Here is a 14,138-nt window from a genome sequence, read left to right on the forward strand (position 1 = left end):
CAACGCCATCGATGAGCTATTGCCCCACAACTGGAAGCCGGCTATACCTGACAAGGTGTGATGGGCGGACGCTTACTCATAACCTTCCCTCCCTGGAGCTTCGATAAAAATAATAACGCTAGCAACAGGGACGCGACGTCAGCAGCGCCCCTTTCCTGTGATAGTTAAAGCTTTGGCGACTTGCCATAAACTGGACCAACACTTTTCTTACTATCTGATTTAAAATCAAAACCTTGAACTTTCTTCTGACTGGCGGGATCGCCTTTTTCGGGGGGTATTGGTTTAAAGTTCAACTTCACCTTGTGTAGCTGGGTTCCCGATGTTTCACCTGCAAGGTCAAAAACTACGAAATTCGCTTTGCCCTTGCCACTTACCTCAAGAGTAAAAGCCACTTCCAGCTCAACGCTTTCGAGCTCATAAAATGGTTTTCCGGACGTATCCTGAGCATCAACCAGCTCTTTTTTAACCTCCTGAATAAAGTTCGCCAAACTTATTTTTCCTTTCATCGGAGGTCTCCTCGGTGATTTAACGCCAATTTTAAACGGTCGGTTTGTAGGCACAGCGCGCCCGAAAATCGGCCCGACTTACGCTACTTGTTAAATACCCGCTGTAGCACTTGAATATGAGCTTTGCATACCACTAATAAAACGCAGCACCACCAAACAGATAACTTCCCGCTCAATCGAACGAGGTGTCCCTTGCCACGAGTATAGACACTTGCCGTGTTCATCATGCTCACGTGACTTATCAATGTGGTGAACATATTCCCCGCGAATCCTCACAAACATCCTGCTATCGAGCCGAATTTGGCTGGTCTTTGACTCACTGAGAGTATAGTTTTCTTGAAATGTCCCGTTTATATAGAGCTTTATACTTCGCCAGAAAAACAGTCCGCTGGCCACCATGGAATATTCATTATCTTCCTCATCCGCAAAGGTAAAGTTATAGGTGCTCAGAGAAAGAACCACTTTTCCATGGCAATATGGTCTCCGATCCCTGGTGACTGTAAATTTCAACCCATCTCTATAGAAACGATACTGACTCATACTCACTATTTAGCGCCTGGCTTTGCGGCGCACCGGAGCGCAGCGTAGGTGTGTCCGGTGTAACGCCCGAGGCCCGGAACTTACTACAACAGTTGGCTAAATTTTCTGCAGTGCAGCTAAAGGCTCATCAAATTGAGACCTAATTTGCTCTAGTTGTAGTAACAGAATTTAACCATGCCTCTTAGCCAACCACAAACTTGCAAACTTCACTCGAATGCTCCCGCAGAAATGCATGCTTATCCGCCAAAGGCTCTGTAGTTTGCGGCGGCGGTTGGTCCATGAAAGAAAAATGGCCGGCACCATGAGTTACACGAACATCCACGGCTTGCCAATCACGCATGGTGTGAGCCAGCCATTCAGTTTGTGCGGGAGGCGTGATGCTATCCTCGGAACCCACCCAAGCCAGAACTGGAATTCTTACCGCATCAAGTGCACCAGGAATTTGGAAAAAGCCGGTGGGTGGCGCCACTAGGGCTGGCGGAGGGAACCAAAAGCCGCACGCTTTTGGCGTCCGGTTGACCGCCTGGTTACATGGTGATTCGGTAGTATTGGCCATACTCTCCATCCTTAGAGCCATTGTGCGTGGCCTGCCATCCCAGTTTTTGAGCTACTCTCTGGCTAGCCAAATTGTCATCCGCGATGAAAACCTGAACGGTCTCTAAATCGATCTCGGAGGATAGCCTTTCAACTGCCAACTCGCATGCCTTGGCAGCTATGCCGTTGCCCCAAAACTCCGATCTTATGAAACAGCCGAAATCCGAAACACCATCTATCTGTTTAACCCCGCAGAACCCGATAAACTCGTCAGTATCAGCGTTGGCAACAGCGAAGCGGGTCGAGTTAGCGAGCGCATTCTCGAACCATGAATCTGCCTCGTCTTCTGCCAGGGCGCGACGAGGCCCAAGAAACCTCATTACCTCAGGGTCTCCAAGCATGGCAATGACAGCCTCTTTATCTTGGTGACGAAGGTTCCTCAGTTTCACCGAAATCATAGGCCTGGCTTCACCATGTAACGCTTGCAGCATGCAGCCCTTGGAATGGAGCCGAAGGCGCAATGTAAAGGGCGTCGCCGTGCCTGCACTGGTTATGGACTTTGAATATCGATAGCAATCAAATTCAAGAAACTAAAGATAGCTTGAGAATATTCCCTTGATTCTCTTTTTGCTCAAAAAATTTGATTCTATTTTGTATGTTTTATTATCACTTGTTTTTTCTGTCATAAATACCGTGGACTTATCTGATCCGATAAAGTAGAAAAACTCTTTGTCGTCACCTGACCAATTTCCGGAATCTCTGTTTTTCATAAAAACATATCGAAAAGATTCAACAGCATCTGTATTACATTCAGCCTCATTTGCATTTAAAACAGATCTAAAGAAAACTTCAGGGCTACAGCCTCCTGTATTTACCTCCTTGTCTAGACTAAAGCCAATGATATCCTTGCCGGGCTCATCACTGTATTTAGCGATTAGAATTTCGCTACCTGTCCCAAGGTACCCTACTACGACAGGGTTATTAGGTATAAAAAAGTCAAGCTCCCCATAAACTATACGCAAATCTCTTTCACTTGCTGACAATGAGAAAGGAAAAAATAAAATAAGCGATAAAACAAAAACCTTATTCATATTAAAGCCCCCACAATGCTGCACGAATATGAGTTTTATAGTTTGCGGCGACTTGATCCCGACACATATTATAAAGCGAGGTATCTCCAGACATTATTCGCTGGCCAATTTTTGCTATTTTTTTGATGATATAATTAATGCTTGGCGTGTAAGTCGGTCTTGGCACTAAATCTATTGATGCAGTACATGACTGCGCTTCCGTGAGGGCTTCATACATTACTTTTGCAGCGTTTTCATTTACTGAGTGAGGCTGCGCCAAGCCTTGCCAGAAAAAATTGATTACGGCAGCTACATATTCCCTGTCATCTGATCTCATTCCCTTCTCCTTTTCGCAAATGACCCTTCGGCACCGTCCTGATGCCAAGAAAATTCTATCAAGCTCGCTTAGTTAACTCCAGAGATGCCCCCCTGACCCTCCTGATGGCTGGGCCCATAACGCCATGGCTTTGCGGCGCACCGGAGCGCCAGTGTAGGTGTGTCCGACAACAGCCACCGGTTATGTGATGGTAGCTCAAGCCGGCAGTCCCTCGAACTTTGGTACCTCCCCTAACCCCTCATCCCAAGCAGCTTTGCTGGATGAGAAGATATGCGCAGTTGGCAGCATAGTGATTTCAGTGTCCAAACACCCTGCGGGAACCACGAGCAAACCTGCGACCTGAGTGTTTGGCAATGGCACAGGTAAAAGAAGCGTACCGACACTTCCAGATCACTGACGCCCAGCGTAATCATGCTGATCCTTGGCTTCATTCAGAATCCTCCTTTGAGGTATAACGCCAGCAGGCACCACGGAATCAATCGATGGGCGTCCCGGGGATGTTTTTCAGAAGCTCGGCATTTGTGGGGTACTTCTCAAGCAGCTCAACCAGCTTTTTTGTGCCCTCCAGCGGTTTGAGACCGCTAAGCGCCCGGCGCAACGCTCTTATTTTGTCCAAATCTTTCGGATCCAACAGCAGCTCTTCACGGCGTGTACTGCTTTTCGAAATGTCCAGCGCGGGGAAGAGTCGCTGATTCGCAACCTCTCTTGATAAAACCAGCTCCATGTTCCCCGTGCCCTTGAATTCCTCAAATATAACCTGGTCCATACGGCTGCCCGTATCAACCAGAACGGTTGCCAAAATGGTAAGCGAGCCGCCATTTTCAAGGTTTCGTGCAGAGCCAAACAACCTCCGCGGGATCTCCATCGCTCGCGCATCAACCCCGCCAGACATAGTACGACCGCTGCTCTTTCGCTCCGCATTGTGCACACGCGCAAGCCTCGTGAGAGAGTCAATCACAATCATGACGTTGTGACCCTCGCCAGCTTGTTGGCGGGCGATATCAAGAAGCTCATCGGCAACGCGAGCGTGATGAGCGTAGCTTTCATCCGAAGAAGAAGCGTGTACCTCAGCCGGGACGCTACGCTTGAAATCAGTCACCTCTTCGGGTCGCTCATCTATCAATAACGCGTAGAGTTTAATCTCGGGATACGCCTTTCCCACCGCCTGGCAAATATCTTTTAAAATCGTCGACTTTCCAGACCCCGGTGGTGCAACTATCAAACCCCGCTGCCCCATTCCAATCGGCGTGATCAAATCCATCGCGCGCACCGAGAGTTTTTCTGAACCTGACTCCAGGCGGATCCCCGGCGTTGGATTGATAGCCACACCGTTTAGAAAACGTTTTTGTGGATCAGCCTCAAACACCTCTTCGGCTTTCTCAGCCACTGGTTTGGCGTCTTTATTTGGTTTCCGGGTCAAGCCTAATGTCTTTCTCGTCATAGCTGTTTGAGTGCCTTGCAAATGGATCTTTGGCCGCTAGCTGCCTTACTTGTCCGGCTGAATCGAGACGTTCTGGTCCGGCGGGGGCAGGTTGGGTAGCATGGCCTCTACGTCAACAGTGTGGGTAGCGAAAAAAGCTTCCGCCGCTTCAATCAGGGCCGCCTCGGTTTTGAGGATACCAAGATAGACCGGCCATTCTGCGACGATCAGTTCCGTGCTGTAACGGTCCGGATCGACTTCCACCAGCAGTGCCAGAAACCGGAACTCCATTTCATTCATGACGGTGTAATCGCAGCGTTTCTGCAGAAACATGCCCAGCATCTGCTGGGCATTGTACGCATCATGGCGGACCAGGTCGGTACCGATCCGATGCTCGAGTCGATCACTGTAGACAAACCATTTACGCAAACAGATGCTGCCCTGAAGGTCATCGATGGAGTCCGGTTGTCGGCCAGGTTGCGCGAACACACGGTCACGCCAGGTTAACACCGGTCCGACGGCGTGCATCCGGTCCGGCAGCGGCATCCATAGCGGGTTGGCGAAAACCGCGTTGGCTTGCCCTTCTTCCAGGGCCCAGGCCTGGCGTTTGCGCGGCATCGGGCGGAAATCGGCTGCGATACCGGTCTTCAGGGTGAACTCATTGATCACCTCGACCAAAATGCCCTTGTTAAGGTTGTTACCGTAATAAAACGGCAGAAAGCCCTCGTCCGACCCCATAATCTGGAGCGTTTGGGACGAAACCGGAAGGAACCAGAATGCTGCAATGAACAGCAGGCCTATTCTCATTGGGCCCTCCTCCCAGTGATCAATGGGGATAATGCGTCGCAGCACATCCCCAAATAATCACAAGGGTGCATGCGTAAATGGCGGAGAGAAGGCCGCCCGGTGGAGACCCTTCAGGCCCGGAACAGACTTAATGGCTTTGTTAATTGCCAATGGTCACCCCCGGCTCCAGAACCCAACAGCGATCATTGTGCATGTAACCAATCTGACCATAGTACAAATTGGCTGCCGGTGCTGCGATGAGTATCAATTTACAGAGTGGCCCCAGTTGCTCCTGGGTCAATGACTGCAGCCGCTTACCTATTCCTGATTTCTGGTAGCTCTTGTGAACAGCCAAATCTGACAGATAGCAGGCATAGTGAAAGTCAGTGACACTGCGGGCGATACCCACAAGAAGAGAATCATCCCAAGCGCTTACGGTGAGATTGGAATTGGAAACCACCCCTTCCATACACTCTCGGTCATGAATTGGCCGACGCTCACCGAGGGTAGAACTCTCCAGCAAACCAATGAACTGGTCAGTGGTAATGGGGTGATTCACCTTGAAGCTGATACCCATACGTCTCCTTGGCAATTAACGTCCCGCTAAACGGCGAGCGACAGCGAGTCCGGTGGAGACCACGTTTTTTGTGGCCGGAATGGTACTTGATTGACTTGTTAACCAAAAATCCACTGGTGGATTAGCCTACCTGGCGCCAGTGTGCCGAGGCCCGCGCCAACAACCCCGTAAAAAGCGCCTATAGCAAACGCCCGGTGCCGTTTGATATTGCCAGTTCGGGCGGAATAGACGGAAACACCAACACAGACCAATATCCAGACAGAGAGCAAGTGGATAGGACTGTAACCCCAGAAAAGGTTCATGAATCCAGTGAGCCAAAAGGATGAGATGGCCACAATCACCATGGCTGTCATCCAGGTCCAACCAACTATTTTATGCAGCTTGGTTCCTTTATCTGTGAATAGCTGACTACTCCCGGCCAGCAACGCCCAGAGTGCTGCAGTAAGGTGAATAGTTATCGCCATCCGTGGATCCTGAATTTGTGGTTAACGCCCAAGCGCACCGGTGACTTTGACGTAGCGAAGCGAAGACAAAGGCATCCGAGTGACGCGTTTGGTTAGCTGTTCCCGAGCATGTACGCACGAAGCTGCCGCTCCTCTCGCATAACATAGAGAACGAAAACCCGCGGCTCATCCTCACGATAAAAAATGCGACACGGTGGAATCACTACCTCCCTGTATACCGAATCAGGGAGCTCTGGAGGAATCCGTCCGGATTGGGGAAAATCTTCCAAGCGCTCGGTCTTATCGAAAACTTCCTGGACCAGATGACTTGCGGCAACAGGATTATCCAGAGCAATGTACTCAGCGATGGCATCCAGTTCTTGAAGGGCAGGCTCCGTCCAGATTACTTCAGCCATTTACTCATTTTCTCCCTGGCCTCACTTTGGCTGTACGTTCTTCCCTCAAGTACAGCACGCTCCCCCCGTGAGAGCCCCTCAAGCAGCTCAAGTCGGCGCTGCATAAACTCGTAATCCTGCACATCGACAAGGTATGCGGATGGCTGACCATGCTCCGTGATCAGTATCGGCTCTTTAGACAAGTGCAGATCTGCCAGAATCTTTGTGGCTTGGCGCTTGAGGTTCGTAACAAGCTCAACTTTCATGGGCTCACCCTGAATCAGACTAATAGTGACACTATAGTATCACTTTTCAGGTGGGGCAATCACAGCTAACGCCCGCCATCACCGGTGACAAAACCAGAGCGAAGCGGAGGTTTCGGCATCCGGTGCATGGCCTGGTTACACCTCAATTTGGTCAGTGCAGCTGACTAAAAACTTCCGGGTGTTGCTCAGCAATACGCAGAAGCGCAACTGCAGGACCCTGCGGTTCGCGCCGACCCTGTTCCCAATCCTGAAGGGTTCGCACACTCACGCCCATAAGACCGGCAAATGCTGACTGCGACATGTGCAATTTCAGCCTGATCTCTTTGGGCGGTGAAGGTTCTGAAAGCTCATGCGTTCGTAGAGCCAATTTACCCTTCTTGAACTGCTTGATTTCATTGATACCATCAAGAATCTCTGCCCCAAGGTTCCTGTCACCCATTTTTGATTGCCTCCGCTATCTGCTTGAGCGTATGGCCAGGAATGCTGGCGCGCTCTGATTTACTGTACAGCGTGAGCATCCATATCTCGTGGTCAGACTTCTTCCAGTAATAAATTGCTCTGATGCCACCGCTCTTTCCAGAACCCGCTGGTGCCCATCGAACCTTACGAACACCACCCGATCCCTTGATCAAATCTCCGGCATCCGGCTTCTGCAAAAGGTAGGTTTGAAGCCCACGGTATTCCTCATCCGTGAGGTAGTTCGGCAATAGCTTGGTGAACGTTGAGGTTTCGATGAATAGCATTGCCAAAATATACGGCGTTGCCGTACGAGCGTCAAGGCCAGATCAGTGAGGTGTAACGCCGTTGTTCAGTGGCAGCCTTGGCAGAGCGAAGCGGCGACAAGGCTGCCCGGTGGAGGCCCGTCAGGGCCGGAACGAACTGCAACTATTTGTTAGAGGCATTTGGGCTCGGCTTATCTCGCAATATGAATTCAGTAATCAAGTTTGCACCGATTGCCGCTATCACTGCAGGCCCAATGTAAATCCAAATACCAACTGTGTGTTGAGCCTCTTTAAGGGTCTCCTTCTCACTGCCTTCTGCCAGCTTATGACTTATAAAGCTTTCCAACACGCCCAGGCCACCAGCTAGAAATCCTGCAATGGCGATAATCACAATGCCGAAAAACCAGAGACCGTGATATTTCGGCTTTGCTTCCTTATATATGAGAACCACTACGAATAAGGGCAGAACGCCCATCGCCATCGATATTGAACTCGAGATATCCATAAATCTTTGAACTTTCCCTCTTTAAATTGAACGGCAGCAGCCTCTAACGCGAAGCTTTGCGGCAATTTTGGAGCCGCGAAGCGGTGGAAAAATTGTCCGGCAACAGCGACTGGTTATGCATTATTCATAGTGGCTCCAGAGCCTGAGGACTTTCACCACTTGCTCGTCCTCCAGCACTTGGTAGACCAGACGGTGCTGAATATTGATTCGGCGTGAATAGGCCCCCGCAAGATCACCAATGAGCTTCTCAAACGGAGGCGGCTTGCGGTATGGATCTTCCGCTATCAGCGCTAAAAGTTCCTGGGCCTTTGGTTTGAGGCCGCTGGAGGCCAACTTCTTTGCATCTTTCTGGGCTTGCTTGGTGTAAACCAACTTCCATGTCACCAGTCCAGCTCCTCATCGCATTCATCTACAGGGGTATCCATCCCCTCACGAATCGACTCCCGCATACCTGGTACGGAGAGCAGGTAAAGTGTTTCCTGAATTGCAGACCAGTCTTCTTCGGAAACCAGAACGGCTTTGTTCCGTTTACCCATGATGACGATTGGTTGGTGGGACTCGGCGGTCTCGTCAATCAACCGATATAGGTTGCTGCGCGCCTCAGTTGCTGTGATTCCGGTCATGACGCACCTCTTGTGTGTTCAACTTGCAACCAAGTGTACGCCTTTGAGTACGTACGTCAAGGCGAACGTCTCGCATAACAGCAATTGGACTGATGTCTCAGTGATTGCGAAACTTTGACCGCTTCATGATTACGGCCATTTCAAACACAAGAACTCGACCCAAAAATTTATAAATCAGAAGCTTAGCCCACCTTTTGCAACGTTACCATGCAATCATTTGACATCTGTGATCTGTGCCACCAATAATACTGTTTAAATATACAGTTTTTTGGCAAGGAGCCTCATCAATGCATGGAAAGCAGCCCCGCTTACGTGATCAGGTACGCGCAGTCATTCGGGTGAATCACTACAGCATTCGTACTGAACAGACCTACTGGTACTGGATTCGCTATTTCATTCGCTTTCACAAAATGAAACATCCTCGGGAGATGGGCCCGAGGGAGGTTAATGAATTTCTTACGTGGTTGGCACTGCATCGCAATGTTGCTGCACCAACGCAAACTCAAGCTCTGAACTCGCTGGTGTTCCACTTGGCTAGGGGGGCGTAGCACCAAGGATGATTCGTCGCGGCAATACACCGGGTAGGGTTGGTGAATCTCCCTTTCGAGGCCTCAATCAATGAACAAACCCATACTGATCATCGGTGGTGTCTCTGTAGACACCGTCATCCAGCTTGATGCGCTGCCACAGCCTGTTCCGCAGACCATCTGGCCAAAGGAAAGCTACAGAACCCTGGGCAGCACCGGCGCTGGCAAGGCACTGAACCTGTCGGCTCTGGGGCTCCCGGTGATACTGCACTCGCTCCTGGGGCGGGACCAGGAGGCGGGCCTTGCCCGCAGTGCCCTGAGCGTGCCGGGAATCGAGCTGTTGGTTGAAACAACCGATGCCCCTACCGAGCAGCATGTGAACCTGATGGACCCGCACGGCGGGCGGGTGTCCATTTTCATCCAACCACCGGCCGAACCGGCAACGGTGGACTGGGCCCCGGTGTGCGCGGCCATGGAGAGCTGTGAGCTGGTGGTGGTGAACATACTGGGCTACGCCAGGCCCGCGCTGGCATTGGCCAGGAGCGCGGGCAAGCCGGTGTGGACCGACCTGCACGATTACGACGGCCACAACCCCCACCACCAGCCGTTTATTGGTGCCGCCAGCGTGATTTTTCTGTCCAGTGACAACCTGGCGGACTATCGCGGTTTCATGGAGAAGATGATTGATCAGGGCAAGGAGCTGGTGGTGTGCACCCATGGTGCCCAGGGCGCCACCCTGTTGAATCGCGAGGGGGTGTGGCTGGAACAGGCGGCGTTGCCGGTTGACCGGGTGCGCGACACCAATGGCGCAGGAGATGCCTTCTTCAGCGGCTTTCTCAGTGGTTACCTTGCCGGGGAAAGCCTGCCAACCTGCCTGAAGCTCGGTGCCGCGTGCGGCGCACTCTGCGTTACGTCACGCTCACTGGCAGCACAGAACCTGAGCCTCCAGCGGCTTTACGACCATTTACAGGCCGGTGGCTGGTAGTTTTTCAGGGCGGATATCAACGCTTCCGGCTGTTGCTCCACAATCACCATCTCCGCGTATTCGGGCTTGAGAAAGCCGGCGCCGGACATCTTGCGGATGAAGGCCAGCAGCTCGTCGTAATAGCCATCCACGTTATAGAAGGCACAGGGTTTGTTGTGATAGCCGAGCTGACCCCAGGTCCAGGCCTCGAAGATTTCGTCCATGGTGCCCGGGCCACCGGGCAGGGCCACGAAGGCGTCGGCCATATCCGCCATCAGCGCCTTGCGCTCGTGCATGGAGGCCACCACGTCCAGCCTGGTCAGGCCCTGGTGGGCCAGTTCCCGGTCGCGCAACGATTCGGGGATAACACCATACACTTCGCGGCCGCCGGCCAGCACGGCGTCGGCAACCACGCCCATCAGGCCTACATTGCCGCCCCCGAAAACCAGGTCAATGCCCTGGCTTGCCATGTAACCGGCAAACTCAGCGGCGGCTTCGGCAAACCGTTCGTCGTTGCCCCGGCTGGAACCACAAAAGACAGCGATTTTCATGACGGATTCCTGTGAGTGGATTCATTGTTTGGTATGTTGATCAACACAATGTCAGGCTTACCGAGATCAACACGGGTTATGTTCCCATGAAAACTGTTTTTTCGCCGTTGCACAACCGCCGCACCGCCACCACAGAGCTGGACGGCGGTATTCTGATAGCGCCCCATGAAAAGCCTTCCCGGGCGGAAACCATACTCAGCCGGGTGAAACAGCAGCAGTTGGGGGACGTGCTGCCACCGCAGGAATTCGGCCTGGCCCCGGTGCTCCGGGTGCACACCCAGGACTACGTGGACTTCCTCCGCACAAGCTGGGAAGACTGGACGGCCGAGGGCAAGCCCGGTGAAGCCATTCCCGCGGTCTGGCCCGGCCGGGGCATGCGGCACCGGGTGCCGAAAGACATTGACGGCCGTCTGGGCTATTACAGTTTTGCCGCCGAAACCTCTATTACCGAAGGCACCTGGGAGGCGGCCTGCGCCTCAGCCGATGTTGCCCTGACGGCACAGGCACTGGTGGCCGGCGGCGAACCCGCGGCCTTCGCGCTGTGCCGCCCACCCGGCCACCATGCCCACGCCGATCTGTTCGGCGGCTACTGCTTCTTCAACAACGCCGCCATATCCGCCCAGGCCTTCCGCGACCAGGGCGCCAGGCGGGTGGCTGTGCTGGATGTGGACTTCCACCATGGCAATGGCACCCAGAGTATTTTCTACCAACGTGACGACGTGATGACCATCAGCCTTCACGGCGACCCGGACCTGGTGTTTCCCCACTTTCTGGGATTCGAGGACGAAACCGGGGAAGGCCCTGGCGAGGGTTTCAACATGAACCTGGTCTACCCGCCCGGTACGCCCTTCGGCGTGTGGCGCGACGGGCTGGAAACAGCCTGTCGCAGAATCGAGGCCTACCAGCCAGACGCCCTGGTGATCGCCCTGGGCGTGGATACCTTCGAGCACGACCCCATCTCCTTTTTCAAGCTGACATCGGCAGACTACCTGTTGATGGGCGAACGGCTGGGGAAACTGAAGCTGCCTACCCTGTTTACCATGGAAGGTGGCTACGACGTGGATGCCATCGGTGTGAACGTGGTGAATGTGCTGCGGGGATTCGAAAGCGCCCGGCTATGAACCGGTTTCTTTCAGTTCTTCAAACGCTTTGGGGTAACGGCGTTTCATGCGGGCAAGCCGGAAGATGGTGATGGCGTTGGTCACCACCACCATGCCTTCGGCCAGCGTGCCGCCCACCGAGCCGATAACGATGTTATTCAGCATCCAGGCAATGGCGGCAGCCATCAGCATCAGCCGCATGGGAATGCCGCGGAGCATGAACATGCCCACGGTCCCGAAGATGGCGGCGGCAATGGCAAAGTAATCCACCGGGCTGCGCCAGGTCAGCGCGGCCGCCACCAGGTTCACGGCCAGTACCGCCAGCATCACCTTCCAGCTACCGAGATGGCGCCGGGCCAGCATGATACGGCCAATCACCAGCAGGCTCAGTATGGCCGCTGTCCAGCTGCCAAACAGCGCAAACTGGGCTGCAAAGGCCACATTGGCGGATATCAGCAGCACCATCAGGCGGTCATCCCGCTTGCTGGCAAAGCCGGCAATGCAGAACCCCAGCGCGATCAGGCTGACGATCTGGCCCGCCATGTCGGTGTAGCTCATGCCCTCAAACATGGTGAACCATCAGTGATAACAGGGCGCGAATCACCTTCTGCGGAAATCCGGGTCCGTCCAGCACAGCGGCAGGGGCTCCCCGGACGGGAAGTTCAGAGTGGATTTCTCATAATCCTCCGGGTCCTGGGCCTCTTCACCAAAGTGCAGGCTGCCTTTCACTGTCGCTTCGTGGGGATCGAACAGCTTCCTGGTGTCCAGCACTTCAATCATGTGACCAGTCGATTTTTCGGCGAGAAACATAGCTCCCTCCCGGGTTTCCGTGATGATGTATGTGGCGATCTAGCTCGCTAATTCAATCTTCCCGAAGTCGAGTGTATTCTCTTTGGGCGAGGCTTCAATGCCCATCACTTCGGAGCGGCGCTTCATTACAATGTAGACGAAACAGCTGAAGTACAATGCGATGACCAGTGCACCGACCCACTGAATGCGCAGGAAATCCAGCTGGAACAGCAGCGTCAGGCCACACATGGCAACCAGATTGCCCAGGTAATACCTGCCCTGCCCCAGGCGTCTGGCGGTCAGGTTCAGGTTGTCGGTGTACAGCCGGATCAGCGAATCCAGGGAGTTGACCACCATCAGGATACCCACTGTGATCATGGCGATGTTGATGAAGGCAGCAATGTTCAGGCCTTCAGCGTGGTAGTGATACAACACCGAGAACCAGGTACCGATGGCGGCAGAGGGAAACACCAGCATGGCGATCATCAGCTGCCAGGTGCGCAGGCCGCTGACAAAACGGGCGGTGAACTGGCCGATCATGATGCTCCAGGAGAACCACCAGAACAGGTAGAACTCGTGGTAGTCGTTCAGTGGCAGCATGAAGTAGTGCAGGTTGGTGAAGTACTCACCAATCAGGCCTGCGGTGCCGAAGAAATCGCCCACGCTGCCGTTACCAGTCAGGAAGGCACGGCCCCACATCACCGCAATCAGGGCAATGAACAGCCAGCTCGACCCCAGGCTGAGTATGCGCACGTATTTGATCTTACTGCTGGAATACACCGCTGCGGCGATGGCTGCAAAGACAATCAGGTAAAAGGCGGGCACCACGGTTTCACCATCACCGATTTCCGGCAGGTACCAGGGCAGGTTGACCAGTAACAGGAAGGCGGTAAAGGCGCAGGTGCCGATAATCACCACATTGTTGACCAGCTTGACCAGCGGAATATCGAAGAACTTCACCCGCGGCTCAATCACGCAGAAATAGAAGCAGGTCAGGAAATAAAAGCCCCAGATCAGGAAGGCCCAGAACCCGAATTCGATAGCCAGCGGGTTGGCAAAACCGTATTCCGGGCTGGTGGCGAGATCGCCGTAGCCGGCAAATTCCGTCAACGGGAACATGATCAGGCCCACATCCAGGCCAGAGGTAAACAGAATGGCAATGAACGTGAAGGTACGCACCGGCGTAACGCCGACGACTTTCAGGTCCCACCATTTGAGCAGGATCAGCGCGATGGCCGCGAAGGTAAAGATCAGGCCTGTGGATAACCAGAGTGTCATACACACCTCCGGCTGGATGGAATGGTTATTATATCGGACAACATGGGTGTTCCTCCTCTACTTTGAAGCTGTTGCTCGTTCGAATCGGACACAAACCCCCGCGTTGACGGGTCAACACTTAACTATCGCGCACTCAGAACGGCGTGTTTGCCGCAGCGGCGATAGGTAAATCCTGATGGTTTGCATATAAACCGGCGGCAGTTGT

Annotated in this window: 24 protein-coding genes; 3 read left to right on the forward strand and 21 right to left on the reverse strand. The window is 53.3% G+C overall.

All coding sequences use genetic code 11. From position 1 onward, the window contains the following. Positions 1-164: 164 nt before the first annotated feature. From QPM17_RS17060 to QPM17_RS17140, 17 genes are all read right to left on the reverse strand, one after another. Positions 165-506: a trypco2 family protein gene (locus QPM17_RS17060; protein ID WP_285392180.1), complete on the reverse strand. Its 342-nt coding sequence runs from the start codon at positions 504-506 to the stop codon at positions 165-167. 90 nt (positions 507-596) lie between these two features. Further along, the gene (locus QPM17_RS17065; RefSeq protein ID WP_285392182.1) at positions 597-1,046 is read right to left on the reverse strand and encodes a hypothetical protein; all 450 of its coding nucleotides are present in this window, start codon (positions 1,044-1,046) and stop codon (positions 597-599) included. A 181-nt stretch (positions 1,047-1,227) separates the two neighbouring features. Continuing rightward, the gene (locus tag QPM17_RS17070; protein WP_285392185.1) at positions 1,228-1,602 is read right to left on the reverse strand and encodes an alpha/beta hydrolase; all 375 of its coding nucleotides are present in this window, start codon (positions 1,600-1,602) and stop codon (positions 1,228-1,230) included. Beyond that, entirely contained in the window at positions 1,574-2,038 is a 465-nt protein-coding gene (locus tag QPM17_RS17075) for a GNAT family N-acetyltransferase (protein WP_285392187.1), read from the reverse strand. Before QPM17_RS17075 ends, QPM17_RS17070 begins: the two co-directional genes overlap by 29 nt. 132 nt (positions 2,039-2,170) lie before the next feature. Continuing rightward, positions 2,171-2,671 carry a hypothetical protein gene (locus QPM17_RS17080; protein ID WP_285392189.1) on the reverse strand — a complete coding sequence of 167 codons (501 nt, stop codon included), beginning with the start codon at positions 2,669-2,671 and terminating at the stop codon, positions 2,171-2,173. Between the two features lies 1 nt (position 2,672). Continuing rightward, positions 2,673-2,987: a hypothetical protein gene (locus QPM17_RS17085; RefSeq protein WP_285392191.1), complete on the reverse strand. Its 315-nt coding sequence runs from the start codon at positions 2,985-2,987 to the stop codon at positions 2,673-2,675. A 475-nt stretch (positions 2,988-3,462) separates the two neighbouring features. Continuing rightward, on the reverse strand, positions 3,463-4,428 hold the full coding sequence (gene rho / locus QPM17_RS17090) for a transcription termination factor Rho (RefSeq protein ID WP_285392192.1): 966 nt from the start codon (positions 4,426-4,428) through the stop codon (positions 3,463-3,465). Positions 4,429-4,473: 45 nt separating this feature from the next. Next, positions 4,474-5,214, reverse strand: a complete 741-nt coding sequence (locus QPM17_RS17095) for a type 2 periplasmic-binding domain-containing protein (RefSeq protein WP_285392194.1) — start codon at positions 5,212-5,214, stop codon at positions 4,474-4,476. A gap of 139 nt (positions 5,215-5,353) precedes the next feature. Further along, the gene (locus QPM17_RS17100; RefSeq protein WP_285392196.1) at positions 5,354-5,770 is read right to left on the reverse strand and encodes a GNAT family N-acetyltransferase; all 417 of its coding nucleotides are present in this window, start codon (positions 5,768-5,770) and stop codon (positions 5,354-5,356) included. Between the two features lie 98 nt (positions 5,771-5,868). Next, on the reverse strand, positions 5,869-6,234 hold the full coding sequence (locus QPM17_RS17105) for a DUF2306 domain-containing protein (protein ID WP_285392198.1): 366 nt from the start codon (positions 6,232-6,234) through the stop codon (positions 5,869-5,871). A 92-nt stretch (positions 6,235-6,326) separates the two neighbouring features. Then, positions 6,327-6,629: a type II toxin-antitoxin system RelE/ParE family toxin gene (locus tag QPM17_RS17110; protein ID WP_285392200.1), complete on the reverse strand. Its 303-nt coding sequence runs from the start codon at positions 6,627-6,629 to the stop codon at positions 6,327-6,329. Beyond that, a complete protein-coding gene (locus QPM17_RS17115) occupies positions 6,617-6,874 on the reverse strand; it encodes a type II toxin-antitoxin system Phd/YefM family antitoxin (RefSeq protein WP_022992576.1) in 258 nt (85 codons plus the stop codon). Before QPM17_RS17115 ends, QPM17_RS17110 begins: the two co-directional genes overlap by 13 nt. Positions 6,875-7,025: 151 nt before the next feature. Then, positions 7,026-7,313: a helix-turn-helix domain-containing protein gene (locus QPM17_RS17120; protein ID WP_091641542.1), complete on the reverse strand. Its 288-nt coding sequence runs from the start codon at positions 7,311-7,313 to the stop codon at positions 7,026-7,028. Then, positions 7,306-7,617: a type II toxin-antitoxin system RelE/ParE family toxin gene (locus QPM17_RS17125; RefSeq protein WP_012137896.1), complete on the reverse strand. Its 312-nt coding sequence runs from the start codon at positions 7,615-7,617 to the stop codon at positions 7,306-7,308. The genes QPM17_RS17120 and QPM17_RS17125 overlap by 8 nt, the downstream gene beginning before the upstream one ends. Before the next feature lie 142 nt (positions 7,618-7,759). Further along, on the reverse strand, positions 7,760-8,101 hold the full coding sequence (locus tag QPM17_RS17130) for a hypothetical protein (protein ID WP_285392211.1): 342 nt from the start codon (positions 8,099-8,101) through the stop codon (positions 7,760-7,762). Between the two features lie 120 nt (positions 8,102-8,221). Continuing rightward, positions 8,222-8,485 carry a Txe/YoeB family addiction module toxin gene (locus QPM17_RS17135; protein ID WP_068440496.1) on the reverse strand — a complete coding sequence of 88 codons (264 nt, stop codon included), beginning with the start codon at positions 8,483-8,485 and terminating at the stop codon, positions 8,222-8,224. Next, complete coding sequence (locus tag QPM17_RS17140; protein ID WP_058092928.1) at positions 8,482-8,724, reverse strand: type II toxin-antitoxin system Phd/YefM family antitoxin; 243 nt, start codon at positions 8,722-8,724, stop codon at positions 8,482-8,484. Before QPM17_RS17140 ends, QPM17_RS17135 begins: the two co-directional genes overlap by 4 nt. A 287-nt stretch (positions 8,725-9,011) precedes the next feature. Here QPM17_RS17140 and QPM17_RS17145 point away from each other — a divergent pair, with 287 nt between their 5' ends. Together QPM17_RS17145 and QPM17_RS17150 are read left to right on the forward strand one after the other, a co-directional pair. Next, entirely contained in the window at positions 9,012-9,272 is a 261-nt protein-coding gene (locus QPM17_RS17145) for a phage integrase N-terminal SAM-like domain-containing protein (RefSeq protein ID WP_285392213.1), read from the forward strand. Between the two features lie 70 nt (positions 9,273-9,342). Then, on the forward strand, positions 9,343-10,236 hold the full coding sequence (locus QPM17_RS17150) for a carbohydrate kinase family protein (protein ID WP_285392215.1): 894 nt from the start codon (positions 9,343-9,345) through the stop codon (positions 10,234-10,236). On the opposite strand, the gene QPM17_RS17155 is transcribed toward QPM17_RS17150, so the two are convergent. After that, positions 10,206-10,766 carry an LOG family protein gene (locus QPM17_RS17155; RefSeq protein ID WP_285392217.1) on the reverse strand — a complete coding sequence of 187 codons (561 nt, stop codon included), beginning with the start codon at positions 10,764-10,766 and terminating at the stop codon, positions 10,206-10,208. The genes QPM17_RS17150 and QPM17_RS17155 overlap by 31 nt on opposite strands. Positions 10,767-10,852: 86 nt before the next feature. On the opposite strand from QPM17_RS17155, the gene QPM17_RS17160 reads away from it, so the two are divergent. Then, positions 10,853-11,887 (forward strand): histone deacetylase family protein, encoded by a 1,035-nt coding sequence (locus QPM17_RS17160; protein ID WP_285392219.1) that lies wholly within the window; start codon positions 10,853-10,855, stop codon positions 11,885-11,887. Here QPM17_RS17160 and QPM17_RS17165 read toward each other — a convergent pair. From QPM17_RS17165 to QPM17_RS17175, 3 genes are read right to left on the reverse strand one after another with little or no spacing between them, the layout of a single operon-like run. Then, entirely contained in the window at positions 11,882-12,436 is a 555-nt protein-coding gene (locus QPM17_RS17165) for a YgjV family protein (protein WP_285392221.1), read from the reverse strand. The two genes, QPM17_RS17160 and QPM17_RS17165, sit on opposite strands and share 6 nt — an antisense overlap. A 30-nt stretch (positions 12,437-12,466) precedes the next feature. After that, positions 12,467-12,676, reverse strand: coding sequence for an acetyltransferase (locus tag QPM17_RS17170; protein WP_285392223.1), 210 nt, complete (start codon positions 12,674-12,676; stop codon positions 12,467-12,469). 39 nt (positions 12,677-12,715) lie between these two features. Further along, positions 12,716-13,933 (reverse strand): BCCT family transporter, encoded by a 1,218-nt coding sequence (locus QPM17_RS17175; protein ID WP_285392225.1) that lies wholly within the window; start codon positions 13,931-13,933, stop codon positions 12,716-12,718. Between the last annotated feature and the right edge of the window lie 205 nt (positions 13,934-14,138).

This window comes from Marinobacter azerbaijanicus, from assembly GCF_030250645.1.
Classification (GTDB): Bacteria; Pseudomonadota; Gammaproteobacteria; order Pseudomonadales; family Oleiphilaceae; genus Marinobacter; species Marinobacter azerbaijanicus.